This is a genomic window from Micromonospora chalcea, assembly GCF_028768405.1.
In the GTDB taxonomy this organism is placed as follows: domain Bacteria; phylum Actinomycetota; class Actinomycetes; order Mycobacteriales; family Micromonosporaceae; genus Micromonospora; species Micromonospora chalcea.
The window spans coordinates 6,409,068-6,432,153 of the sequence record NZ_CP118233.1 but is presented as its reverse complement, the minus strand read 5'-3'; the positions used below and the strand labels follow the sequence as shown (position 1 = coordinate 6,432,153).

Genomic DNA, 23,086 nt, shown 5'->3' with positions numbered 1-23,086 from the left:
CGGCCTGACCCGACGCCGCCCGCGAACGGCCGGTCCGACGCCGGTCAGGACGGCTTGTCCGGCAGTGCCCGGGCGGTCCGCCGCAGGTCCTTGCGCAGTTGCTCGCCGAGCGCGCGGGTGGCCCGGCGGTTGAGGTAGCCGGCCACGGCGGCGCCGGTCAGGAACGGCCCGAGCGTGGTGAGGTTGCGCCCGAATCGGCGCATCAGACTGTCCCGCAGCTCGCGGCGGGCGGCGGTGCCGAGCACCGCGCTCACTCCGACGCCCGGCATCATCGGGTTGACCCCGCGCTGGGTGGCCCAGGACTGCACCAGCGACACCGCGCGGCCGGTGCCGCCGGCCGGCAGCGGCACCCGGTGGACCTCGTGCAGCTCGCCGATGAGTTTCAGCTCGATCGCCACCACCGCGACCGTCTCGGCGGCCAGCAGGACGGGGGCGGAGAGCAGCGTGGGCGTCACCGCCCACTCGACAGCTGCCACTCCGCCGCCGGCCGCGCCGACCCCGGCGGTGGCCCGGGACGCGTTGCGGACCAGCCGGTCGGCGAGCGCGTCGTCGTCCAGGCCGGGGAAGTGCCGCCGCAGCGTGGCGAGGTCGCGGATCGGCACGTGCGGGGCGATCTCGGCGACCGTGTCGGTCATCCAGCGCACCGCCGCCCTCGGCTTGAACAGGTCGGTGATCCCCCGGGCGCGGGCCTGCCCGACCAGCCGGGTCAGCAGTTGCCGCCGGCGGGCCGGGGCGATGTCGTCGGCGGTCAGGGCGGCGACCGTCGCGCCGAGTTCCCCGGCGTCCGCGCCCGGCTCACCGGACGTCGAACCGGAGCCGGTAGTGGCCGCCGTCGCGGCGAGTTCGGTGGAGGCCGGCGGCACGGTGGAGCCGCCAGGTGCGGGCACGGCGGAGCCGGTCGGTGTCGCATCCGGCCCGGTCGGTGCCGGTCTCGCCGCTGGAGCCGGGGTCCGGTCGGCGCCGGTCCCCTCGCTGCGCTCGCTCACCCGTCCGCCCTCCTTGCTCCGCGCGGCGTGGCAGCCGCCCGTAACGAGTCAAGCAGCAACCGGCCACCGGCGCACGGCGGCGGCTCGAACAGCGGCGGCCCCGTCGAGGAGGCCGCCGCCGGTGTCCCCGGTCGGGATCAGACGCACTCGCGGCAGATCAGGTCGCCGTTGCGCTCGACCGCCAGCTGGCTGCGGTGGTGGACCAGGAAGCAGCGGGCGCACCGGAACTCGTCCTGCTGCATCGGAAGGACCTTGACCGTGAGCTCCTCGTCGGCCAGGTCGGCGCCGGGCAGCTCGAAGCTCTCGGCCACCTCGGCCTCGTCGACGTCCACGGCGCCCGACTGTGAGTCGACCCGCCGGGCCTTGAGCTCTTCGAGGCTGTCCTCGCCGAGGTCGACCTCGTCGCGACGCGGGGCGTCGTAGTCGGTGGCCATCGGTTTCACTCTCCAATATCGATATTGTCGCTGCCGGTTGTAACGCCGGACGACGCCGTTTCGGTTCCCCTGACCGGCCACCATCTCTGTCGGGCACCCGACCCGACGAGCGGTGGGCCGGGCTCGCCGGTGCGAAATGCCCCCGGTGAGCGCGGAACCTTACCCCCCCTGTGGGCGAGGCATGTATACCGCCCTCGCGGGGGAGATGTACGCCTCGGCGCCCGAAGTTGTTCCCAATGTGACTCAGGCGACACGAAGATAGGGGTAGTCCTACCGGTTCACCGCGTGGCGCGCCGGTATGTCGGACTGTTTCCACGCCTGAGCCGGACAACGGTTAACCTCAGCGGCGTACTGGACGGCCGACCGGTCGCGGCCCGACCGCGTCGCCCGCCACCACCCAATCACTGTCCGGGGAGCGCCCAGGATGAGTTTTGCGCGAGTGCGGGCACTCGTTGTCGTCGGACTGCTGGCGGTCGTCGCCCTGGTCGTCGTGGTCGTCGCCGTGTTGAAGGACAGTCAGGGCACAGCCGGTACGGCGGCCGCCTGCCCGGACGGCTGGCCGCTGGTCGACCTGCGGCTGCGGGAGCAGAAGGACGTCAAGATCAACGTCTACAACGCCACCGACGAGGCCGGCCGGGCCGGCAGCGTCGCGGACGACTTCCGCAACCGCAAGTTCCAGGTCAAGAAGGTCGGCAACGAGAAGAAGGCGTTCGACGGCGTGGCCGAGTTGCGGTTCGGTCCCAACGCCGTGGGGTCGGCGCACCTGCTGCGCGCGTACTTCCTGAACGAGGCCAGCCAGAAGTTCGACGCGAACCGCAAGGACGACGTGGTCGACGTGGTCCTGGGCAACCAGTTCCAGCAGCTCGCCACCACCACCGAGGTCAACCAGTCGCTCGGCGACCTGGGCGCCCCGCAGGCGCCGCCGGAGACCTGCCCGAAGCCGGTCGAGAAGTAGGCGGCCGGCGGCCCGACGACGCAGGGCGGTCCTCCTCCGGGAGGGCCGCCCTGTCGCGTGTGCGGGGCAGGTCACGGCCCGCCGGAGGCGTCCAGGTCGACCAGCCGGGCGTGCAGCGGCCCGTGCAGCGCCGGCGGCGCGGCGAGCACCAGGTCCGGTCCGGCCGGGCGGCCGGACAGGCCGGTCACCAGCAGCCCGGCCTCCCGGGCGACCAGCCCGCCGGCGGCCAGGTCCCAGTCGGCCAGGCCCTTCTCGTAGTACGCATCCACCCGCCCCTCGGCGGCCAGGCAGAGGTCGAGCGCGGCGGCGCCCATCCGGCGGATGTCCCGGATGTGCGGGATCAGCTCCGTCACCACCCGCGCCTGGTGGGCCCGGCGGCCGGCGTCGTAGCCGAAGCCGGTGGCCACGAGCGCCTGGCCGAGATCGGTCGCGGTCGAGCCGCTCAGCCGCTGCCCGTCGCGCCAGGCGCCGCCGCCGAGCGTCGCGGTCCACTCCTCGCCGGTGACGACGTTGCGGACCACCCCGGCGACCACCTCGCCGGCCACCTCAGCGGCCAGCGAGACCGCGCAGTAGGGCAGCCCGTACAGGTAGTTGACGGTGCCGTCGATCGGGTCGAGGATCCAGCGCACCCCGTCGGCGCCGGCGGGGCCGGTCTCCCCCGCGCCGTACTCCTCGCCCAGCACCGCGTCGCCCGGCCGCCGCTGCCGCAGCGCGGCCAGCACCTGCCGCTCCACCGCCCGGTCGGCGGCGGTGACCACGTCGGTCACCGTGCTCTTCGTCGCGGCCACCGAGACACCCTCGACCCGCATCCGGTACGCGGTGGCGGCGGCCTCCCGGGCCACCTCGACCGCGATCGTGAGCAACTCCCGCGCCGTAGGCGTCGCGGTGATCATGTTTGTCCCCTTCCCGCACGATCGGGACCGGCCCACCCGTGCGCGGGTATCATCCTTACAAAGTCCACATCTGCGCCGATTCGGCGGTCCCGGACCGCCGGTCCGCCGTGCGGCGCGGGATGATCGCGGCAGACGGCGTTACAATTCACCCTGCCCACGCGCCACGGACCGCCAGCGACCGGACGGCCCGGGACACGGGGGTCCTCAACGACTCGCCCGGCACGGCCGTCCCATGCTGCGCCGGACGACCCGGCCGTGCTCGCTCTTTTCGCCTCCGGAAGGTCTTCGTGACAGATCCCCGCCAGACCGGCGCCGACGTTCGCTCGCTCACCGACACCCTGATCGCCCACGCGCAGAGCGCCGGCGGTCAGCTCACGTCGGCCCAGCTCGCGCGCACCGTCGAGTCCGCTGAGGTGACCCCGGCCCAGGCCAAGAAGATCCTCCGCGCGCTCTCCGAGGCGGGCGTGACGGTGGTGGTGGACGGCTCGGCGAGCACCCGCCGCCGCGTCGCCGCCGCCCGGTCCGCCACCCCGGCCTCCCGCGCGACCACCGCCAAGACCACGAAGAAGGCCGCCGCGCCCGCCCCGAAGCAGGCGCCGGCCGCCGAGGAGGCGCCCGCCGCCCCGGCCCCCCGGAAGGCGACCGCGCGCAAGGCCACCACGGCCGACGTCGCCAAGGCCGCCGCCCCGGCGAAGGCCACCAAGGCGACCCGCGCCACCAAGGCCACGGTGGCCGCCAAGACCGCCGCGGCGAAGCCGGGGAAGGCCGGCGGCAAGGCGGAGGGCCCCGACGGCGAGATCGACCCGGAGGAGCTGGCCGCCGAGATCGAGGACGTGGTGGTCGAGGAGCCGGCCGAGCTGACCCAGGCCGCCGAGGCCGACGCGGCCAGCTCCGCCACCGACAACGACTTCGAGTGGGACGACGAGGAGTCCGAGGCGCTCAAGCAGGCGCGCCGGGACGCCGAGCTGACCGCCTCCGCCGACTCCGTGCGGGCGTACCTCAAGCAGATCGGCAAGGTTCCGCTGCTCAACGCCGAGCAGGAGGTCGAGCTGGCCAAGCGGATCGAGGCCGGCCTCTACGCCGCCGAGCGGCTGCGCGCCGCCGACGAGGGCGAGGAGAAGCTGGTCCGCGACCTGCAGCGCGACCTGATGTGGATCTCCCGGGACGGCGAGCGCGCCAAGAACCACCTGCTGGAGGCCAACCTCCGCCTGGTGGTCTCGCTGGCCAAGCGCTACACCGGTCGCGGCATGGCCTTCCTCGACCTCATCCAGGAAGGCAACCTCGGCCTCATCCGCGCCGTCGAGAAGTTCGACTACACCAAGGGCTACAAGTTCTCCACCTACGCCACCTGGTGGATCCGCCAGGCCATCACCCGCGCCATGGCCGACCAGGCCCGCACCATCCGCATCCCGGTGCACATGGTCGAGGTGATCAACAAGCTCGGCCGGATCCAGCGCGAGCTGCTCCAGGACCTGGGCCGCGAGCCCACCCCGGAGGAGCTGGCCAAGGAGATGGACATCACACCGGAGAAGGTGCTGGAGATCCAGCAGTACGCCCGGGAGCCCATCTCGCTCGACCAGACCATCGGTGACGAGGGTGACAGCCAGCTCGGCGACTTCATCGAGGACTCCGAGGCGGTCGTCGCCGTCGACGCGGTGTCGTTCTCGCTGCTGCAGGACCAGCTCCAGCAGGTCCTCCAGACGCTGTCCGAGCGTGAGGCGGGCGTGGTGCGCCTGCGCTTCGGCCTCACCGACGGTCAGCCGCGCACCCTGGACGAGATCGGCCAGGTGTACGGCGTGACCCGGGAACGCATCCGGCAGATCGAATCGAAGACCATGTCCAAGTTGCGGCACCCCTCGCGTTCCCAGGTGCTCCGCGACTACCTGGACTGACCGCGTACGTCAACAATTCGTGCCGGTTTGATCACCAGCCGTAGAACACTCATCAGTGATCGATCGGTTGCCTGTTTGTGATCGTTGACGTGGCACCCTTGGTGCACGGCACACTGTCCCCCACGCCATGTGTGACCTCGGTCCCCCGCGGGCACACAGGGAAGGCAGGGCCCGAGATGGGTGTTGCACGATAGGTGAGCAACCGAAGAGAGTGTTCATCGGTGACGACCAGAGGAGGAAGGCGATGACCCCGACCCTCACGCCGCCGCCCGAGACGGTGAGCCCCCCGGCCGCCGATGAACGGTGCGACCGCTGCAATGCTGCCGGCAAGCTCCGGATCACTCTGGCGGGTGGGAGTGAGCTGGTGTTCTGTGGGCACCACGCGAACAAGTACGCGGAGGATCTCGTGAAGATCACCGTGCGCTACGCGTCGGACCCGGAGTTCAGCTGGCGTGGCGCCGATCTCATGGCGAACTGAGGTCCGACAGGAAATCCACATCACGACATAACCGGCCGGAGGCACCCACACGGGTCGCCTCCGGCCGGTTTTTCGTGCCGGTGCCGCCTGCGCCGCCCGGTGTTAAGAAGGGGCCCCTGCTCTACCGGAGGCGTTAACAGGGGGCCCTTCCTTACAGGGTCTGCACGGTGGCGATGCGCTCTTCGAGCTGCTCGATCGTCGCCTGCGCGCTGGGTGGGCCGCCGCAGATCCGGCGCAGCTCGGCGTGGATCTTGCCGTGCGGCTGGCCGGTGTGGTGGTGCCGGGCGGCCACCAGAGCGTTCAGCTGCCGCCGTAGCGCCACCCGGCGCTGGGCGGCACTCATCGGTGGGGGCGCCGCCGCCGGGGCCGCAGCGGCCGGCTCAGCGGTCCGCTGGGCGGCCCGGCGCTTCTGCGCGGCGAGCTGCTCGGCCTGCCGCTTGGTCAGCAGCAGCGAGACCTGGTCGGCGGTGAGCAGACCGGGCAGGCCGAGATATTCCTCCTCCTCCGGCGTACCGGCCTGGGCGGCGGTGCCGAACGACGCGCCGTCGAAGATGACCTGGTCCAGCTCGGCGGTCGCGGAGAGCGCGGCGAAGCGCTTCTCCAGCTCGCCACTGGCGCCGTCGTCGCGCTGGGCGCGCTCCAGCAGGTCGTCGTCGAAGCCCTCGCGGTCCTTCGGCTTGCCGAGCACGTGGTCCCGCTCGGCCTCCATCTCGCTCGCCAGCCCCAGCAGGTGCGGCACGCTGGGCAGGAACACCGACGCGGTCTCACCGGGACGGCGGGCCCGGACGAACCGGCCGATCGCCTGCGCGAAGTACAGCGGGGTGCTGGCACTCGTCGCGTACACGCCGACCGCGAGCCGGGGGATGTCGACGCCCTCGGACACCATCCGCACCGCTACCAGCCACCGTTGCTGCGAGGCGGCGAACGTCGCGATCCGCGCGGACGCGCCCTGGTCGTCGGAGAGCACCACGGCGGCCTTCTCACCGGTCACCTGCTCCAGCAGCTTCGCGTACGCGCGGGCCACCTGCTGGTCGCTGGCGATGACCAGGCCACCCGCGTCGGGCATGCCGTTGTCGCGCAGCACGCTGAGCCGGGCGTCGGCGGCGCGCAGCACCTGCGGCATCCAGTCGCCGGCCGGGTCCAGCGCGGTACGCCACGCCTGGGCGATCAGGTCCTGCGTCATCGGCTCGCCGAGGCGGGCCGCCAGCTCCTCACCGGCGTTGGTGCGCCACCGGGTCTCCCCCGAGTACGCCAGGAACAGCACCGGCCGGACCACGCCCTCGCGCAGCGCGTCGGAGTAGCCGTAGACCGAGTCGGCGCGGGAGCGCAGCAGCCCGTCGCCGCCGCGCTCGTAGCTGACGAACGGGATCGGATTGTCGTCGGAGCGGAACGGCGTGCCGGTGAGCATCAGCCGGCGTACCGCGGGCTCGAAGGCGGCCTTGACGCCGTCGCCCCAGGTACGCGAGTCGCCGGCGTGGTGGATCTCGTCGAGGATGACCAGCGTGCGTCGGGTCATGGTGCGCCGCCGGTGCACCTGCGGCGCCATGCCCACCTGCGCGTACGTGACCACCGCGCCGTGGAAGTCGGCGGCGGAGTGCAGGTCGGCGTTGCGGAACGCGGCGTCGAGCTGGATGCCGACCCGGGCGGCGGCCTGCGCCCACTGGGTCTTCAGGTGCTCGGTCGGCGCGACCACGGTGACCGCCTCGACGGTGCCGTCGGCGAGCAGCTCGGCGGCGATGCGCAGCGCGAACGTGGTCTTACCGGCGCCGGGCGTGGCGACCGCGGTGAAGTCCTCGGTCCGGCGGCGCAGGTATTCCACGAGCGCCTTGCGTTGCCAGGCGCGCAGGGGCGGGAACGTGTCGAGCGCCGGCATCCGCGGTGGCACGCGTAGCTCCTCTCCGCCGCGGACGGCGGCGGGCCCGACCGGGGCCACGGGAGCCGCCGCCCATGAAAACGCCCTCGCGCATCCGGTGCCGCGAAGGCGGACTCAGCATAACCAGCGCGGGCCGTACGCCCCACTCGACGCCACGCCTGTCACATCCGCCCACCCCGGTGGGAAGCGGGTCAGGGCAGTGGTCCCCGGGTGCCGGTGCGCGGCGGCCGCAGCGTCGCCACCGGCGCGGACCAGCGCCGGCGCAGCGCGATCAGGCGCAGCCCGAACACGAGCAGGGCGGCGGCGGTGAGCGGCACGGCGGTCGCCTGTCCGGACGCCGACAGCAGCGCCACGGTGACCGCGCCGGCGAGCGCGGCGAGGGCGTAGATCTCCCGGCGCAGCACCACCGGGATCTCGCCGGTGAGCAGGTCGCGGCCCAGCCCGCCACCGATCGCGGTGAGCATGCCGATCATGCAGGCGCCGACCGGGGGCACGGCGGCGTCGAGGGCCTTGAGCGTGCCGATGACGGTGAACAGGCCGAGGCCGGCGGCGTCGAGCACCAGCACCGTGGTGCGCAGCCGGGCGAGCTGCGGGTGAAGCCAGAACACGGCGGCGGCGGTGACGGACGCGGTGGCGGCGTACCGCCAGTCGGCGAACGCCAGCGGGGGCACCTCGTCGATCGCCAGGTCACGGAAGATTCCTCCGCCGAGCGCGGCGACCACGCCGACGAAGACGACGCCGAACAGGTCGAGCCGTTTCGCCACCGCCGCGGAGGCGCCGGAGGCGGCGAAGACCGCCACGCCGGTGAGGTCGGCGACAAGCAGGGCGGTGGAGGTGGTCACCGCCGCAGGTTACGTCGAGGGGCGGCGGAGCCGCCCGCTGTCACTCGGCGTACGAGTCGTAGATCTCCTTGCACTTCGGGCACACCGGCGAGCCGGGCTTGGCCGCCTTGGTGACCGGGAACGTCTCGCCGCAGAGCGCGACCACGAAGGTGCCCATGACGGCACTCTCAGCGATCTTCTCCTTACGGACGTAGTGGAACATCTCCGGACCAGTGTCCGCGTCCTTCAGCTCGGGACGCTCGAGAACCTCTGTGCTCACGACTCCACCTCCGGCGTTCCAGTTTTCCAGGTCGGTCCGTCCTGGTCCACCTGGGCCCCGGGCGGGAGCGGGCCGTACGGTAGCCGACGTGACCAACTTTCACATCAGTCTCGGTAGTGAGGTGGCCGACGCCCTGCGCGACGGCCGCCCGGTCGTGGCGTTGGAGAGCACGATCGTCTCGCACGGGCTGCCCCGGCCGGACAACCTGCGCGTGGCGCGCGAGATCGAGCAGGCGGTACGGGACGCGGGCGCGGTGCCGGCCACCATCGGCATGGTCGCCGGCGAGTTGCGGGTGGGGCTGGACGACGCCCAGCTCACCCGCCTCGCCACCGTCGACGGCGTGAGCAAGCTCTCGGTCCGCGACCTGGCCCCGGCGGCGGCCACCGGCGCGGACGGCGCCACCACGGTCGCGGCCACCAGCGCGGTCGCGGCGGCGGCCGGGATCGGCGTGTTCGCCACCGGCGGGCTCGGCGGCGTGCACCGGGAGGCGGCGCAGACGTTCGACGAGTCGGCGGACCTGGTCACGCTGGCCCGGACCCCGATCGCGGTGGTCTGCGCCGGGGTGAAGTCGATCCTCGACGTGGGCGCCACGCTGGAGCGGCTGGAGACGCTCGGGGTGGGCGTGGTCGGCTACCGCACCCGCCGCTTCCCCGGCTTCTACCTCACCGACGCCGGCTTCGACCTGGACTGGTCGGTCGAGTCGCCGGAGCAGGTGGCGGACGTGCTGGCCGCCCGCGCGGCGCACGGCGTGCACCACGGCGGCCTGGTGGTGGCCAACCCGCTGCCCGCCGACGAGCAGCTCGACCCGGCGCTGCACGACCGGACGCTCGCCGAAGGGCTGGCCGCGCTGGCCCGCGAGGGGATCACCGGCAAGGCGGTCACCCCGTTCCTGCTGTCGCACTTCCACTCGGCGACCGAGGGCGCCAGCCTGGCGGTGAACGTCCGGATCATCCTGCGCAACGCCGACCTCGCGGCCCGGATCGCGGTCGCCGCGGCGACCCGTCGCGCCCCATGAGCGCCACGCCGCGCATCGTCGTCGTCGGCGACGTGATCACCGACGTGCTCGCGGTGCTGTCCGGGCCGCTCGCGACCGGCTCGGACACCGCGGCCGGGATCCGGTTCAGCGGCGGCGGGCAGGCGGCGAACACCGCGGCCTGGCTCGCCGGGCAGGGCGCGGCGGTGACGCTGGTCGCCGCCGTCGGCGACGACGAGACCGGCCGGGAACGGGTGGCCGAGCTGACCCGGATCGGTGTGGACTGCGCGGTGGAGCGGCACGAGGGCTACCCGACCGGCACCGTCATCGTGCTCGCCCACGACGGGGAGCGCACGATGATCAGTCAGCGGGGCGCGAACCTGCGGCTGACCGCCGCGCACGTGGACGCGGCGCTGGCCGCCGCGCCCGACGCCGGGCATCTGCACCTGTCCGCGTACACCCTGTTGGACGTCGGGTCGCGCGGCGCCGGCCTGCGCGCGCTGGCCACGGCCCGCGAGCGCGGGCTGACCGTCAGCGTCGACGCGGCGTCCGCGGCGCCGCTGCGGCGCGTCGGCGGGGCGTTCCTGACCTGGGTACGCGACGTCGACCTGCTGCTGGTCAACACGGACGAGGCGACGGTGCTGGCCGGCGGGCTGGACCCGGCGGCGCAGGCGCGGGCGCTGACCGCGGTGGCGCACCGGGTGGTGGTCAAGCGCGGCGCGGCGGGCGCGGTGTGGGTGGAGCGCGGCGGTGTGGTGGAGTTCGCGCCGGCACCCGGGGTGGACGTGGTGGACGTGACCGGAGCCGGGGACGCGTTCGCCGCCGGGCTGCTCACCGCGTGGCTGGCCGGCGCCGACCCGCGCGCCGCGCTGGCCCGCGCCGGTGACCTGGGCGCGCTCGCCGTGACGACGGTGGGCGCCCGCCCGGCGCCCTGACGGCGGTGGCCGGTCCGGGCGGGTGCTCCGCCCGGGCCGGTCAGGGCTCGGCGTCGATGATCTTGTGCGGGTTCTCCTCGGCGGTGAGGGCGGTGGGTGCGGGCTCCTCGCGGCGCCGGTTCTGGAACCGGTTCGCCAGCCGGTGCTCCTCCTTGGGCGGACGGTCGTTGGCGAGCAGCACGGCGAGCCAGGGCACGAGCACCATGCCGAGCGCGCACAGCGGCAGCCAGAGCCAGAGCAGCGGTGCCTTCGCGCCGACCAGGATCGCGCCCGCCACCAGACACGCGACCCGGATGGCCATCATCAGCACGTAACGCTTCTGCCGGCTGTTGAGCTGGTCGTCCTGGCTGCGCGGGGCGTCGGTGATCAGGATCGGCTGGTACGCCTGACGCTTCACCACGGACCTCCTACGAGGGGATACGGCCCATCCTGTCACTCCGGACGGATGATCGGCGAAATTCGTGACGAGCGGTCGCGTGTTACGTGGGTGGTACGCTTCGATCCGTGGCCAACCGGTTCAGCTTCACCGACGAGGCGCTGGCGAACCTGCGGGTCTACGACGTCACACCCGGGGAAGTCTGGGAGGCCCTGCACAGCAGGCACCGGGTCATCCGGCACCTCGGTGACGACGTGATGGTGGTCTACGCCACCGAGCACCGCGGCCGGCGACTCGCCGTGCTGCTGGCCGAGGCCGACGGCACCGACAACGACTGGGACATCCTCTCCGCCCGCGAACTGAGCGACGTCGAGGCCAAGCGCTACGACGAGGCGGTGCGGAACTCACGCCGACGAGGAGGCGGTCACGATGCACCGTGACGAGGCGACCAAGCGGTTCCACGCCGGGGGCGACACGTTCGCCGACCTGATCGACGACACGTCACCGGCCCAACTGCCCACCCCCGACACCGACGTGCCGATGGTGAGCCGGTCGGTCCGGCTCCCGCTGGAGACGTACGAGCGGGTCCGCGCCGCCGCCGACGCGCGCGGCATCGGCGTGACCACGCTGATGCGGCAGTGGATCGAGGCCGGCCTGGCTGACCTGGACGACTCGGCCACCGTCTCGCTGGCCGACGTACGCCGCGCGCTGGCCTCGCTGTCCCGCCCGACCGCCGCCTGACAACTCACGCCTCGGGGCCACCCTCGCCGAGCGCCTCCCGCCCGATCGGCGAGGCGGAGGACTCCGGCGGCCGGTGCCAGGCCCGGCGGGCGTCGGCGAACGCGACGAGCGCCAGCAGGACGGCCACCGCGCCGAGCGCGAACATCGCCGGCACGGCCACCAGCGCGGGCAGGAGCAGCACCAGGGCCAGCAGCCCGGCCAGCCGGGGGCGGGACACCCGGCCGAAGATCTCGTACTCGAACCGGGAGCGGGCGGCCAGGAACAGCGCCGGACCGCCCACCACGAAGACCAGCCAGTCGGGCCGGGCCGTGTCGTACGGGTGGGCGATGACCAACTCGTAGCCGACCGCCGCGCCGATCACCCCGAGCACCATGAACAGGTGGGTCTGCGCCGCCGACTCGGCCAGCCGTCCCGGCGTGCCGGCCGTCCGCAGCGCCTGCGCGAGCAGGTGACCGGCCCGGTAGAAGTAGATCCGCCAGAGCAACGCCGTGATCACGAACGAGATCGCGAACGCCACCGCGGCGTCGCCGGAGAACTCCTTGCCGCTGTAGGTCACGCCGATCACCAGGATCGACTCGCCGAGCGCGATGAGGAAGATCTGCTGGTAGCGCTCGGCGAGGTGCTCCCCGGCGACGAGCCACTGCCGGACCCGCGAGGCCCCGAGCCGGGGCAGCGGCCAGCCCAGGAGCGTGCCGAGATGGTCCACCGCCAGCGCGACGACCCACAGCGCCAGGCGCGGGCCGGGCATCAGCGCGCCGGCGAGCCAGAGCGGGGCGCTGAATCCCGCCCAGGCGGCCAGCCGCAGCGGGACCATGCGGCGCGGATGCCCCCGCAGCGCCACCGCGATCAGCAGCGGCCGGCCGACCATCACCGCGACGTACGCGAGCGCGAACGGCAGCGCCCGTTCCTCCAGCGCCCGGGGCAGCGTCACCCCCAGCACCAGGCTGCCGAACATGGTGCCGACCACCACGACCTGGATGACCGTGCGCTCCGGCTCGTACCGGCTGGTCACCCAGGTGGTGAGGGTCCAGACCTGCCAGAGCACCAGGAACAGCAGCAGGGTCTTGCCCACGTCGGCGGCCACCGCACCGGCCGAGCCGTCGAGCCCGTCGATCAGGCGCTGCGAGACCCGGGTCAGCGCGAACACGAAGACCAGGTCGAAGAAGAGCTCCAGGAAGGTGGCCCGGCCGGGGCTGGACGCGGTACGCAGCAGCGCCCCGCCCCGCTGCTCGGTCATCGTCCGCCCCCGTCCCCCGTCCTGGCAACAAACGACAGGGGCGGCGGGCCGGTTGCGGCGGCGGGCGGCGGATCAGCCCTTCGCGGCCTTCGCCTCCGCCTTCATCCGCTGCTTGAACTCGCGTACCCGGCGCAGCGACTCCGGATCGGTCACGTCCGCCACCGACCGGTGGGCGTCCGCGTCGCCGTAGTCACCCGCCGCCTCGCGCCAGCCGTCCGGGGTGACTCCGAACCGCTTCCCGAGCAGCGCGACGAAGATCTGCGCCTTCTGCCGGCCGAACCCGGGCAGCTCGCCGACCCGGCGCAGCAGCTCCCGCCCGTCGGCCACATCCGACCAGAGCCGGGCCGGGTCGCCGTCGTAGCGCTCGACGAGCATCCGGCACACCTCCTGCACGCGGGCCGCCATCGCCTTCGGGAAGCGGTGCAGCGCCGGCGGCCGGGCGAAGAGCTCCACCAGCGCCTCCGGGTCGTACCCGGCCAGTTCCGCGGCGTCCGGCTCGTGGCCGAGCCGCTGCGCCAGCACGTACGGGGAGGAGAACGCCTTCTCCATCGGCACCTGCTGGTCCAGCACCATGCCGAGGAGCAGGGCCAGCGGGCTGCGCGCCAGCAGTGCGTTGGCCTGCGGGTCGATGGGCAGGGAGAGCGTCATAGGGACCATAGTGCCGTCCCGCCCGGCGGTCGGGGCGCCGACTCCCCGACGACGTGACGCGGCCCGGCGGACCTCTGGGAGGTCCACCGGGCCGCGGCCCACGGTGTGGTCAGGTCACCCGTGTCGTCAGTTGACGACGAAGAGCAGCCGGTTCGGCGAGCCCGAGCCCGGGCTGGTCACCTTGCCGGTGGTGGCGTTGCTGGTCAGGTAGCTGGCCACCTGAGCCGGGGTGTAGGAGGTGTTGGCGGACAGCACGAGCGCCGCCGCGCCGGCCACGTGCGGGGACGCCATCGAGGTGCCGCTGATCGAGTTGGTGGCGGTGTCGCTGGTCCGCCACGCCGAGGTGATCGACGAACCCGGGGCGAAGATGTCCACGCAGGAGCCGTAGTTGGAGTAGGAGGCACGGGCGTCGGTGCTGGTGGTGGCGCCCACCGTGATCGCCGCGGCGACCCGGGCCGGCGACGAGTTGCAGGCGTTGGCGCTGGAGTTGCCGGCCGCGAGCGCGTACGTGATGCCGGAGTTGATCGAGTTGGCCACCGCGTTGTCCAGCGTGGTGCTGGCGCCGCCGCCGAGGCTCATGTTGGCCACGGCCGGCTTCACCGCGTTCGAGGTGACCCAGTTGACGCCGCTGATCACGCCGGCGGTGGTGCCGCTGCCGGAGCAGTTGAGCACCTTGACGGCCACCAGGCGCACGCCCTTGGCCACGCCGTACTTGGTGCCGCCGACGGTGCCGGCGACGTGGGTGCCGTGGCCGTTGCAGTCGGTGTTGTTGGTGTCGACCGTGTTGGTGCCCCAGGTGGCCCGGCCGCCGAAGTCGCTGTGCGTGGTGCGGATGCCCGTGTCGATGATGTAGGCGCGCACGTTGCTGGCGGTGTTCGGGTAGGTGAAGGTGCTGTTCAGCGGCAGGTTGCGCTGGTCGATCCGGTCCAGGCCCCAGGTGGCCCCGGTCTGGGTGCCCTGGGTGGTCATGACGCGGTCCTGCTCGACGTACGCGACCGCCGGGTCGGCGGCGAGCCGGCGCGCCTGGGCGGCGGTCATCTTCGCGCTGTAGCCGGTGAGAGCGGAGCTCCACACCGTGCCGACGTTGCCGCCGTAGCGCTTGGCCAGGCCGGCGGCCCGGTCCGGGACGGCGGTACGGGCGGCGAGGGTGTTCGCGGTGCCGACCGCGTCGCCCTTGAGCACGACCACGTAGCTGCCGCTGACGGCGTCGGCGGCACCGGCGTACCGGATCTCCCCGGTGGGTGCGGCGAGAGCGGGCGTGGAGGCGGCGGCGGCGAAGGCCGCGGCGGCGGCCGTGACGGCGAGCGCACGCAGCGCGCGGCGCCGGGGAAGGGACACGTCGGGCATCGTCTGGCTCCCTACCGGGGCAGCCCGGTTTGTGGCCGGATCACCCCATCGACGGATGTTGGCAGGAATGCTAACCAGAGATCGACAAACATGAAAGAGATAGTTGCCGATAGATACGGTCCACGTTATGGATCGGCGGGTGCGCGCCACGCCGGACGGCGCCCGAGGCAGGATGAGCACGTGGACCGTCACGACATGCTGCTCTCCCCCGCCGGGGTCGACGCGCTGCGCACCGCGCTGACACTCGCCCGCTTCACCGCCAACGGGATCGCCGACCGCCTGGGCCCGCAGGGCACCGGCGGCGTGGCCCGCAACGACTACCGGGCCGCGCTGCGCGCCACCGAGGACCGGGACCGGCTGGCCACGCTGATCCGCGTCTTCATCTGCGACCAGACCGAGCCGGAGGCGGCGGTCGCCGACGCGCTGGCCCCGCTGGCGCTGGACGAGGCGCTGGCCGGGGGCATCGTCGAGCGGCACGGCGACGGCCTGCGCGCCGCTGTCGACCTGGAGCCGTACGGCGACGACTGGTGGGTGCTCGCCGACGTGCCCGCCAGCGCCCGGCCCGGCCGTCCGCTGCACGCCGAGCACGTGCTGGGCATCGGCGGCGCGACCCAGACGCTGATCTCGGCGGCCGTACGCCCGGTCGTGGACACCGCGCTCGACCTCGGCACCGGCTCCGGCGTACAGGCGCTGCACCTGGGCACCCACGCCCGCCGGGTCACCGCCACCGACGTCTCCGAGCGGGCGCTGCGGTTCGCCGCCACCACCGCCGCGCTCAACGGACAGGACTGGGAACTGCTGCGCGGGGACATGGTCGCCCCGGTGGCCGGACGCCGCTTCGACCTGGTGGTCAGCAATCCGCCGTTCGTGGTCGGGCCGGGCACCACCACGCACGTCTACCGGGACTCCGGGCGGGTCAGCGACGCGATCGGCGCGGAACTGGCCGCCGCCGCGCCGGACCTGCTCACCGAGGGCGGCACCATGCAGTACCTGGCGAACTGGGTGCACGTCACCGGTGAGGACTGGGCCGAGCGGGTCACCGGCTGGTTCGCCGGCACCGGCCTGGACGCCTGGGTCATCCAGCGCGAGGTGGCCGACCCGATGGCGTACGTGAACCTCTGGCTGACCGACGTCGGCGAGAGCGCCGACCCGCAGCGGATGGCGGCCTGGCTGGACTGGTTCGACGCGCACAAGGTGGAGGCGATCGGTTTCGGCATCGTCTCGCTGCGCCGCTCCGGCCACGCCCAGCCGGTCGTCCGGGTGGAGGACCTGCGCCAGCGGGTCGAGCCGCCGCTGGGCGACCGGATCGGCGAGTGGTTCACCAGGCAGGACTGGCTGCGCGCCCGGGACACCGAGGGCCTGCTCGCCGCCCGCTACCGCGCCGCCGAAGGGCTCCAGCTCCGGCAGGAGGCCACCATGGGCGACGACGGCTGGGCGGTGGACCGGCAGGTCCTGGCCATGCCGCGCGGGCTGCGCTGGTCGGAGGAGATCGACCCGCTGGTGCTCGCCCTGGTCGGCGGCGCGGACGGCCGGCTGCCGCTGCGCGACCAGCTCTCGCTGCTGGCCGCCGCGCACGACGTGGCGCCGGACGAGCTGGCCGAGGCGGCCGGGCCGATCGTGGCGCACCTGGTCGAGCGCGGCATCATCGAGCCGGTGACCGACTGATGCGGGCGGTGGTGCAGACGGTCGGCCGGGCCCGGGTGACAGTCGACGACGAGGTGACCGGGGAGATCACCGACGGGCTGCTGGTGCTGCTCGGCGTCACCCACACCGACACCCCGCAGGTGGCCGCCACGATGGCCCGCAAGCTGCACGAGCTGCGCATCCTCGACGACGAACGCAGCGCCGCCGACGTCGGCGCCCCGCTGCTGGTGGTCAGCCAGTTCACGCTCTACGGCGACGCGCGCAAGGGCCGGCGGCCGAGCTGGACCGCCGCCGCTCCCGCCGAGGTGGCCGAACCCCTGGTGGACGCGGTGGTCGAACAGTTGCGCGCCCGGGGCGCGAAGGTGGAGACCGGCCGCTTCCGCGCCCACATGCTGGTGGAGAGCGTCAACGTCGGTCCCCGGACCCTCGTGCTCGATCTCTAGAAGAACAGCCCACGGCGGGACAGCGACTGCCGCAGCCAGCCGTCGAGCTGGGCGGCCCAGTCGGTCTGCTCCGCCGTGGCGTGGTCCACCGTGAACCGGCCGAAGGCGTCGCGGCCCTCCGTGAACAGACCGCCCCGCTTGTCCAGCTCCAGCACCACGTGCACCTGCTGCGGATCGGTGACGAAGGTGACCTCGAGCTGGTTCATCGCGCCCGCGTACTGCGGCGCCGGGTAGAACTCGATCTCCTGGTAGAAGGGCAACTGCTGGCGTACGCCGTAGATGTGCCCACGCTCGACGTCGGCGCGCGCGAAGCGGAAGCCCAGCCGCAGCAGCGCCTCCAGCAGCCGCTCGTGGGCGGGCAGCGGGTGCACCGACACGGCGTCCATGTCGCCCTTGTCCACCGCCCGGGCCACCTCCAGCTCGGTACGCAGACCCATCGTCATGCCGTGCAGGTGCTGGCCGTACAGGTCGGTGAGCGGGGTCTCCCAGGGCACCTGGTAGCGGAACGGCACGTCGTAGCGCTGCCCCGGCTCCAGCCGGAACGCGCCGGTCATCTGGGCGCGGCCGAACTCCTGGTTGACGTCGTACTCCGAATCGGAACTCTCCACCTCGACCCGGGTGACCAGACCGAGCGCGACGTAGCTCACGTCCACCGGGTGGTCGCCGCCGACCACCTGGATCCGGCCCTCCAGAACGCCGCCCGGGCGACAGTTCGGGTTGGCCAGGACCGTCTCCACCGACGGTCCGCCCACACCCATCGCCTGCATGAGCCGCTTGAAGACCACCACGTTCTCCGATCATCAGTGCCGGGCCGGCCCCGACGGCCGGTCGGTGGCACGGTAACCGCGCCGGACAAGGGAATGCCGGATTCCCACGTGGATTCCTGTCGGGTCCCCGATCGCCTCACTCCCGTCTCACGCCCCGACCGCCAAGCTGTTTGTCATCGGCCCCCACCGCGTGGGCGGCACGGGACCGGTAGGCACGTCGGACACGGGGAGAACAGAGATGACCCAGCAGATGATCGAGCACCAGGACATGGACGTCACCCTCACGGACCTCGACGCCACCGACGAGCGCGGCGTCTCCACCGACCTGGTCCGGGCGTACCTGAACGGCATCGGCCGCACCAAGCTGCTCACCGCGGCGCAGGAGGTCGAGCTGAGCAAGCGGATCGAGGCCGGCCTCTTCGCCGAGGAGAAGCTGGCCACCTGCACCCCCGTCTCCGCCGAGCTGCGCGCGGATCTGGCGCTGATCGCGGCCGAGGGCCGCGCCGCCAAGGACCACCTGCTGGAGGCGAACCTGCGGCTGGTGGTGAGCATCGCCAAGCGCTACACCGGTCGCGGCATGGCCTTCCTCGACCTCATCCAGGAAGGCAACCTCGGCCTCATCCGCGCCGTCGAGAAGTTCGACTACACCAAGGGCTACAAGTTCTCCACCTACGCCACCTGGTGGATCCGCCAGGCCATCACCCGCGCCATGGCCGACCAGGCCCGCACCATCCGCATCCCCGTGCACATGGTCGAGCAGGTCAACCGGATGGTCCGGGTACGCCGTGAGCTGTCCGTGTCGCTGGGTCGCGAGCCCACCGTGAGCGAGGTGGCTGTGGCGCTGGAGATCCCCGAGTTCCAGGTGATCGAGCTGATCTCCTACGACCGGGAGCCGGTCAGCCTGGACCAGGCCGTCGGCGAGGACGGCGAGAGCGCGCTCGGCGACTTCGTCGCCGCCGTCGACCCGCGTACCGAGCCCGGTGACGCCGCCACCAATGGCGAGCTGCGCAACGAGGTCCGGATTGTGCTGGCCACGCTGTCCCAGCGGGAGCAGGCGGTGATCCGGCTGCGCTTCGGCCTGGACGACGGCCGGCAGCGCACGCTGGACGAGGTGGGCCGCGAGTTCGGGCTGTCCCGGGAGCGGATCCGGCAGATCGAGAAGGTGACGCTGCTGAAGCTGCGCGACCCGGAGCGGGCGAACCGGCTGGAGGCGTACGCCTGCTGATCCACCCCTGCCCCGACAGGCCCCGGCGGTTCGCCGGGGCCTGTCGCGCTTGACCGGGGCACCTCCCAGCGTATAGAACCGAATGGTTACAAAACCAGGAGGTTATGAACGTGCCCCCGGATCTGCTCGACGCCACCTTCGCCGCGCTCGCCGACCCCACCCGGCGGGCCATCCTCGCCCGGCTGGCCGCCGGGGAGGCCACAGTCACCGAGCTGGCCGAGCCGTTCGCGATGAGCCAGCCGGCCGTCTCCAAGCACCTCAAGGTGCTCGAACGCGCCGGCCTGGTCACCCGCGGCCGGGACGCGCAGCGCCGCCCCTGCCGGCTCGACGCCCGGCCGCTGCGGGAGGCCGTGGCGTGGCTGGCGAACTACCGGGACTACTGGGCCGAGAGCTACGCGCGCCTGGACGAGGTGCTCGCCGAACTGACCGCCGAGGAGCAGCGGTGACCGGCCTGACCGTGACCCTGCACGGCGACCGGGAGATCCGCCTCAGCCGCGACTTCGCCGCTCCCCGGCATCTGGTGTTCGCCGCCTTCACCCGCCCCGAACTGCTGATGCGATGGTGGGGCGCACGCGGCTGGCATCTCGTCGAGTGCGAGGTGGACCTGCGGGTGGGCGGACGCTGGCGGTTCGTCTCCCGCGGGCCGGACGGCGACCTGATGGCCCAGGGCGGCACGTACCGGGAGATCGACCCGCCGGCGCGGCTGGTCTGCACCGAACTCTTCGACGACCAGTCCTACCCGGGCGAGACGCTGGTGCGGCACGACTTCACCGGCTCGGCGGACCGGACGACAGTCGTCACCCACCTGCGCTACGCCACCCCGCAGGGCCGCGACACCGTCCTGCGCTACCCGATGATCCGCGGCCTGAGCGAGGCGTTCGACCGGCTCACCGCCGTGCTGCACACCGACTCGACAACAGGAGCGACAACATGAACTGGACGCTGGAAGTGGTGGTCGTACCGGTCTCCGACCTGGACCGGGCCAAGGAGTTCTACGCGCAACGGCTCGGCTTCGCCGTCGACCACGACACCGATCTCGGCGGGATGGGGCGGATCGTGCAACTCACTCCCCCGGGCTCCGGCTGCTCGATCGTCCTCGGCCGGGGCGTCGTACCGGAGATGCCGCCGGGCTCACTCAAGGGCCTGCAACTCGTCGTGGCCGACCTGGAACGGGCGCGCGCCGAACTGGTCGAGCGGGGCGTCGAGGTGAGCGAGATCCAGGTGATGGGCCAGAACCCGCACCCGGTGCCGCACCCGCTGGACAACGTCGGCTTCGTCTTCTTCCACGACCCCGACGGCAACGGGTGGTCGGTGCAGCAGATCTCCGCCCGCGGCTGAGCGCTGCGGCGCCCGCGGTCGGGCGCGGCGACGCGCGGCCGTCGCGCGGGCGGGCGCTGCGGGTCGCGCGGGCGGGCGCTGCGGGTCGCGCGGGCGGGCGCTGCGGGTCGCGCGGGCGGGCGCTGCGGGTCGCGCGGGCGGGCGCTGCGGGTCGCGCGGGCGGGCGCTGCGGGTCGCGCGGGCGGGCGCTGTTAAGAAGGGGCCCTTCCTCTACCGGAGGCGTTAATAAGGGGCCCTTCCTTACAAGCGGCGGGGGCCGGTGTCCGGGCGCGCGACCTCCGCGCCGGTGCGCACGGTGGCGTGCAGCACCGAGATGCCGTCCGGCCGGGCCAGCACCGGATTCAGCGTGAGCGACCGCACCCGGGGCTGCTCGTCGGCGAGCCGCCCGACCCGCACCAGCAGGTCGACCAGCGCCGCCCGGTCCACCGGCGCGGCGCCCCGGTGCCCGTGCAGCAGCGGCGCGGCCCGGGGCTCGTCGACCAGTTCGGCGGCGTCCCGGTCGGTCAGCGGCACCGCCCGCCAGGCCCGGTCGCCGAGCAGCTCGGTCGCCACGCCACCGAGCCCGAACCCGACCACCGGCCCGAACGCCGGATCCTCCACCAGCTCCACCACGCACGCCACGCCGGGCGCGACCATCGGCTGGACCAGCACCTCCGCGCCGAACGCCGGGGCCATCTCGGCGTACGCGCGGCGCAGCGCGGCGGCGTCGGCCAGGTCGAGGCGTACCGCGCCGAGGTCGAGGCGGTGCCGCAGCCCGGGGGCGGCGGCCTTGAGCGCCACCGGCCAGCCGAGCCGCTCGGCGGCGGCCAACGCCTCCTCCGTCGTCGTCGCCGGGACCGACTCCACCACGTCGATGCCGTACGCGCGCAGCAACGCCGCCGCGTCGGCCCGGTCGGGGCGCAGCGCGGCGTGCCCGGCCGTGCGGTCCACGTCGGGAAGTTCCGGCAGCACCCCAGCGGGCCGCCGGAGCCAGTCCGCGTACGCGGTGACCCGGCCCAGCGCGCGTACCGCCTCCTCCACGCTCGGGTACGCCGGCACCCCGGCCGGCACCAGCCCGGCGAGGAACGTCGCCACCACCGGCTTGCCGGTGACCCGCGCGTCGGGCAGCGCCGAGGCGAAGTCGGCCACCGGGTCGGCGAGCTGGCCCGGCAGCGGCGGCGCGAACACCGCCACCACGGCGTCGACCCGCTCGCCGGCGACCGCGTCACCGAGCGCGGCGGCGTACGCGGCGGCCCCGGCGCTCGGCCCGACGTCCCGCGGGTACCCGTCGGCGACCGTCAGTCCCTGAGCGGCGCAGGCGGTGGCGGCCAGCCCGGTCAGCGCCGACGAGTTGCCCACCACGGCGACCCGCCGCCCGGCCGGCAGCGGCTGGTGGGCCAGCAGCACACCCACGTCGAGCAGTTCGGACACGGTGTCCACCCGGATCACCCCGGACTGGGCGAACAGCGCGCTCACCGCCGCCGCGTCCAGCGCGGGCGCCTCCCCCACGCCCGGCGGCCGGGCCAGCGAGGCGAGCGCCACCACAGGCTTGCTACGGCCGATGCGCCGGGCCAGCCGGGCGAACTTGCGCGGGTTGCCGAACGTCTCCAGGTAGAGCGTGATGACGTCGGTGGCCGGGTCGTCCTGCCAGTACTGCAGCAGGTCGTTGCCGGACACGTCGGCCCGGTTGCCGGCCGACACGAAGCTGGACAGGCCGAGCCCACGGCGGGACGCCTCGGCCAGCAGCGCCACCCCGAACGCGCCGGACTGGCTGAACACGCCGACCCGGCCCGCCGCGGGCAGCACCGGGGCGAGCGTGGCGTTGAGGCGTACCGCCGGGTCGGTGTTGGCGACGCCGAGGCAGTTCGGGCCGACCACCCGCATGCCGGCCAGGTGCGCGGCGCGGACCAGCGCGCGCTGCGCCGCCGCGCCGGCCGGGCCGGACTCGGCGAACCCGGCCGAGATCACCACCAGGCCGTGCGCGCCCGCCCGGGCCGCGTCGCGGACCACGTCGGTCACCGCGTCCGGCGGGACCGCCACCACGGCGAGGTCGACGTCCTGGCCGGCGTCGGCCGCCGACGGGTACGCGGGCAGCCCCGCCACCGTCGCCGCGCTTGGGTGCACCGGCACGATCGCGCCGGTGAACCCGCCGTCGCGCAGGTGCCCGAGCAGCGCCGCGCCGACGCCCTGGCCGGTGGTGCTGGCGCCGTAGACGGCGATGCCGCGCGGCGCGAGCAGCCGGGCGATCGAGCGGGCCTCGGTACGGTGCTCCCGGCCGCGCTGCACCTCAAGCGTCGCCTCGGTCGGCGCGATCGGGAAGGTCAGGTGCACCACGCCGTCGGCGTACTGGCGCTGGACCTGGTAGCCGAAGTCGGCGAAGACCCGCAGCATCGCCCCGTTGGCCGGGAGCACCTCGGCGACGAAGTGCACGATGCCGTTGCGTCCGGCCGCGTCGGCCAGGTGCTCCAGCAGCACCGAGCCGATGCCCCGGCCCTGGTAGGCGTCCTCGACCACGAACGCCACCTCGGCCTCCGGCGAGGCGGGGCCGAGGCGCTCGTACCGGCCGACGGCGACGATCCGCTCGCCGGCGAGCACCACGAACGCCTCCCGGTCGCGGTGGTCGACGTTGACGAAGCGCTTCAGGTCGCGTTCCGGGATACGCGGGTACGGCGAGAAGTAGCGCAGGTAGCGGGTGCGCTCGGAGAAGCGGCCGTGCATCGCCACGATCTCGGGCGCGTCCTCGGGACGGATCTGTCGCAGCTGGACGGTCGTACCGTCGCTGAGCAGCACGTCCACCGGTTGTTCGACGGTGGTCACCGGT

General features: G+C 73.5%; 25 protein-coding genes. 13 read left to right on the top strand and 12 right to left on the bottom strand.

Annotated elements, in window-relative coordinates; genetic code table 11:
- Positions 1-44 precede the first annotated feature (44 nt).
- Both PVK74_RS29200 and PVK74_RS29195 read right to left on the bottom strand, forming a co-directional pair.
- Positions 45-986: a hypothetical protein gene (locus PVK74_RS29200; protein WP_374111472.1), complete on the bottom strand. Its 942-nt coding sequence runs from the start codon at positions 984-986 to the stop codon at positions 45-47.
- Between the two features lie 137 nt (positions 987-1,123).
- Positions 1,124-1,420 (bottom strand): DUF4193 domain-containing protein, encoded by a 297-nt coding sequence (locus PVK74_RS29195; protein WP_013284790.1) that lies wholly within the window; start codon positions 1,418-1,420, stop codon positions 1,124-1,126.
- A 439-nt stretch (positions 1,421-1,859) separates the two neighbouring features.
- On the opposite strand from PVK74_RS29195, the gene PVK74_RS29190 reads away from it, so the two are divergent.
- Positions 1,860-2,375, top strand: a complete 516-nt coding sequence (locus PVK74_RS29190) for a LytR C-terminal domain-containing protein (RefSeq protein WP_181373764.1) — start codon at positions 1,860-1,862, stop codon at positions 2,373-2,375.
- Between the two features lie 71 nt (positions 2,376-2,446).
- Here the strand turns inward: PVK74_RS29190 and PVK74_RS29185 are convergent, their stop codons facing one another.
- Entirely contained in the window at positions 2,447-3,268 is an 822-nt protein-coding gene (locus PVK74_RS29185) for an inositol monophosphatase family protein (protein ID WP_043325683.1), read from the bottom strand.
- A gap of 287 nt (positions 3,269-3,555) precedes the next feature.
- On the opposite strand from PVK74_RS29185, the gene PVK74_RS29180 reads away from it, so the two are divergent.
- Together PVK74_RS29180 and PVK74_RS29175 are read left to right on the top strand one after the other, a co-directional pair.
- Positions 3,556-5,160: an RNA polymerase sigma factor gene (locus tag PVK74_RS29180; RefSeq protein ID WP_064447138.1), complete on the top strand. Its 1,605-nt coding sequence runs from the start codon at positions 3,556-3,558 to the stop codon at positions 5,158-5,160.
- 244 nt (positions 5,161-5,404) lie between these two features.
- On the top strand, positions 5,405-5,638 hold the full coding sequence (locus tag PVK74_RS29175) for a DUF7455 domain-containing protein (protein ID WP_013284786.1): 234 nt from the start codon (positions 5,405-5,407) through the stop codon (positions 5,636-5,638).
- Positions 5,639-5,789: 151 nt separating this feature from the next.
- Here PVK74_RS29175 and PVK74_RS29170 read toward each other — a convergent pair whose 3' ends face one another.
- The 3 genes from PVK74_RS29170 to PVK74_RS29160 all read right to left on the bottom strand — a co-directional run bounded on the left by PVK74_RS29170 (position 5,790) and on the right by PVK74_RS29160 (position 8,612).
- A complete protein-coding gene (locus PVK74_RS29170) occupies positions 5,790-7,511 on the bottom strand; it encodes a DEAD/DEAH box helicase (RefSeq protein WP_043325686.1) in 1,722 nt (573 codons plus the stop codon).
- A 191-nt stretch (positions 7,512-7,702) separates the two neighbouring features.
- Positions 7,703-8,353: a trimeric intracellular cation channel family protein gene (locus tag PVK74_RS29165; RefSeq protein WP_043325688.1), complete on the bottom strand. Its 651-nt coding sequence runs from the start codon at positions 8,351-8,353 to the stop codon at positions 7,703-7,705.
- 40 nt (positions 8,354-8,393) lie between these two features.
- Entirely contained in the window at positions 8,394-8,612 is a 219-nt protein-coding gene (locus PVK74_RS29160; RefSeq protein ID WP_030502976.1) for a DUF3039 domain-containing protein, read from the bottom strand.
- An 88-nt stretch (positions 8,613-8,700) separates the two neighbouring features.
- Between PVK74_RS29160 and PVK74_RS29155 the strand changes: the two genes are divergently transcribed.
- Both PVK74_RS29155 and PVK74_RS29150 read left to right on the top strand, forming a co-directional pair.
- A complete protein-coding gene (locus PVK74_RS29155) occupies positions 8,701-9,627 on the top strand; it encodes a pseudouridine-5'-phosphate glycosidase (protein WP_043325690.1) in 927 nt (308 codons plus the stop codon).
- Positions 9,624-10,520: a carbohydrate kinase family protein gene (locus tag PVK74_RS29150; protein WP_064447137.1), complete on the top strand. Its 897-nt coding sequence runs from the start codon at positions 9,624-9,626 to the stop codon at positions 10,518-10,520. The genes PVK74_RS29155 and PVK74_RS29150 overlap by 4 nt, the downstream gene beginning before the upstream one ends.
- A 40-nt stretch (positions 10,521-10,560) precedes the next feature.
- Here PVK74_RS29150 and PVK74_RS29145 read toward each other — a convergent pair whose 3' ends face one another.
- A complete protein-coding gene (locus PVK74_RS29145) occupies positions 10,561-10,917 on the bottom strand; it encodes a DUF3099 domain-containing protein (RefSeq protein ID WP_013284780.1) in 357 nt (118 codons plus the stop codon).
- 107 nt (positions 10,918-11,024) lie between these two features.
- On the opposite strand from PVK74_RS29145, the gene PVK74_RS29140 reads away from it, so the two are divergent.
- Complete coding sequence (locus tag PVK74_RS29140; protein WP_043325691.1) at positions 11,025-11,336, top strand: hypothetical protein; 312 nt, start codon at positions 11,025-11,027, stop codon at positions 11,334-11,336.
- Entirely contained in the window at positions 11,326-11,637 is a 312-nt protein-coding gene (locus PVK74_RS29135; protein ID WP_030502972.1) for a hypothetical protein, read from the top strand. Before PVK74_RS29140 ends, PVK74_RS29135 begins: the two co-directional genes overlap by 11 nt.
- A 4-nt stretch (positions 11,638-11,641) precedes the next feature.
- Here PVK74_RS29135 and PVK74_RS29130 read toward each other — a convergent pair whose 3' ends face one another.
- The 3 genes from PVK74_RS29130 to PVK74_RS29120 form a co-directional block, all read right to left on the bottom strand.
- Entirely contained in the window at positions 11,642-12,874 is a 1,233-nt protein-coding gene (locus tag PVK74_RS29130; RefSeq protein WP_064447136.1) for a low temperature requirement protein A, read from the bottom strand.
- Positions 12,875-12,946: 72 nt separating this feature from the next.
- A complete protein-coding gene (locus PVK74_RS29125) occupies positions 12,947-13,531 on the bottom strand; it encodes an HhH-GPD-type base excision DNA repair protein (protein WP_274477659.1) in 585 nt (194 codons plus the stop codon).
- Positions 13,532-13,648: 117 nt separating this feature from the next.
- A complete protein-coding gene (locus tag PVK74_RS29120) occupies positions 13,649-14,869 on the bottom strand; it encodes a S8 family peptidase (protein WP_043325696.1) in 1,221 nt (406 codons plus the stop codon).
- Positions 14,870-15,049: 180 nt separating this feature from the next.
- Here PVK74_RS29120 and PVK74_RS29115 point away from each other — a divergent pair, with 180 nt between their 5' ends.
- A complete protein-coding gene (locus PVK74_RS29115; protein ID WP_274477658.1) occupies positions 15,050-16,534 on the top strand; it encodes a DUF7782 domain-containing protein in 1,485 nt (494 codons plus the stop codon).
- The gene (dtd, locus tag PVK74_RS29110; protein WP_069089362.1) at positions 16,534-16,956 is read left to right on the top strand and encodes a D-aminoacyl-tRNA deacylase; all 423 of its coding nucleotides are present in this window, start codon (positions 16,534-16,536) and stop codon (positions 16,954-16,956) included. Before PVK74_RS29115 ends, dtd begins: the two co-directional genes overlap by 1 nt.
- Here dtd and PVK74_RS29105 read toward each other — a convergent pair.
- Positions 16,953-17,741 carry a sporulation protein gene (locus PVK74_RS29105; RefSeq protein WP_043330535.1) on the bottom strand — a complete coding sequence of 263 codons (789 nt, stop codon included), beginning with the start codon at positions 17,739-17,741 and terminating at the stop codon, positions 16,953-16,955. The two genes, dtd and PVK74_RS29105, sit on opposite strands and share 4 nt — an antisense overlap.
- A gap of 220 nt (positions 17,742-17,961) precedes the next feature.
- On the opposite strand from PVK74_RS29105, the gene sigB reads away from it, so the two are divergent.
- The 4 genes from sigB (at position 17,962) to PVK74_RS29085 (ending at position 20,286) form a co-directional block, all read left to right on the top strand.
- Entirely contained in the window at positions 17,962-18,948 is a 987-nt protein-coding gene (gene sigB, locus PVK74_RS29100; protein ID WP_043325701.1) for an RNA polymerase sigma factor SigB, read from the top strand.
- A gap of 110 nt (positions 18,949-19,058) precedes the next feature.
- Positions 19,059-19,394, top strand: coding sequence for an ArsR/SmtB family transcription factor (locus PVK74_RS29095; RefSeq protein WP_043330536.1), 336 nt, complete (start codon positions 19,059-19,061; stop codon positions 19,392-19,394).
- Positions 19,391-19,882: an SRPBCC family protein gene (locus tag PVK74_RS29090; RefSeq protein WP_064447132.1), complete on the top strand. Its 492-nt coding sequence runs from the start codon at positions 19,391-19,393 to the stop codon at positions 19,880-19,882. The genes PVK74_RS29095 and PVK74_RS29090 overlap by 4 nt, the downstream gene beginning before the upstream one ends.
- Positions 19,879-20,286, top strand: coding sequence for a VOC family protein (locus PVK74_RS29085; protein WP_069089361.1), 408 nt, complete (start codon positions 19,879-19,881; stop codon positions 20,284-20,286). The genes PVK74_RS29090 and PVK74_RS29085 overlap by 4 nt, the downstream gene beginning before the upstream one ends.
- Positions 20,287-20,526: 240 nt before the next feature.
- Here the strand turns inward: PVK74_RS29085 and PVK74_RS29080 are convergent, their stop codons facing one another.
- On the bottom strand, positions 20,527-23,082 hold the full coding sequence (locus PVK74_RS29080; RefSeq protein ID WP_274477656.1) for a bifunctional acetate--CoA ligase family protein/GNAT family N-acetyltransferase: 2,556 nt from the start codon (positions 23,080-23,082) through the stop codon (positions 20,527-20,529).
- Between the last annotated feature and the right edge of the window lie 4 nt (positions 23,083-23,086).

Bases quoted from the DNA above. Each gene is read 5' to 3' on its own strand.
- PVK74_RS29195 (WP_013284790.1), bottom strand. From the start codon at position 1,420: ATGGCCACCGACTACGACGCCCCGCGTCGCGACGAGGTCGACCTCGGC.
- PVK74_RS29185 (WP_043325683.1), bottom strand. From the start codon at position 3,268: ATGATCACCGCGACGCCTACGGCGCGGGAGTTGCTCACGATCGCGGTC.
- PVK74_RS29175 (WP_013284786.1), top strand. From the start codon at position 5,405: ATGACCCCGACCCTCACGCCGCCGCCCGAGACGGTGAGCCCCCCGGCC.
- PVK74_RS29170 (WP_043325686.1), bottom strand. From the start codon at position 7,511: ATGCCGGCGCTCGACACGTTCCCGCCCCTGCGCGCCTGGCAACGCAAG.
- PVK74_RS29150 (WP_064447137.1), top strand. From the start codon at position 9,624: ATGAGCGCCACGCCGCGCATCGTCGTCGTCGGCGACGTGATCACCGAC.
- PVK74_RS29135 (WP_030502972.1), top strand. From the start codon at position 11,326: ATGCACCGTGACGAGGCGACCAAGCGGTTCCACGCCGGGGGCGACACG.
- PVK74_RS29130 (WP_064447136.1), bottom strand. From the start codon at position 12,874: ATGACCGAGCAGCGGGGCGGGGCGCTGCTGCGTACCGCGTCCAGCCCC.
- PVK74_RS29125 (WP_274477659.1), bottom strand. From the start codon at position 13,531: ATGGTCCCTATGACGCTCTCCCTGCCCATCGACCCGCAGGCCAACGCA.
- PVK74_RS29120 (WP_043325696.1), bottom strand. From the start codon at position 14,869: ATGCCCGACGTGTCCCTTCCCCGGCGCCGCGCGCTGCGTGCGCTCGCC.
- dtd (WP_069089362.1), top strand. From the start codon at position 16,534: ATGCGGGCGGTGGTGCAGACGGTCGGCCGGGCCCGGGTGACAGTCGAC.
- sigB (WP_043325701.1), top strand. From the start codon at position 17,962: ATGACCCAGCAGATGATCGAGCACCAGGACATGGACGTCACCCTCACG.
- PVK74_RS29085 (WP_069089361.1), top strand. From the start codon at position 19,879: ATGAACTGGACGCTGGAAGTGGTGGTCGTACCGGTCTCCGACCTGGAC.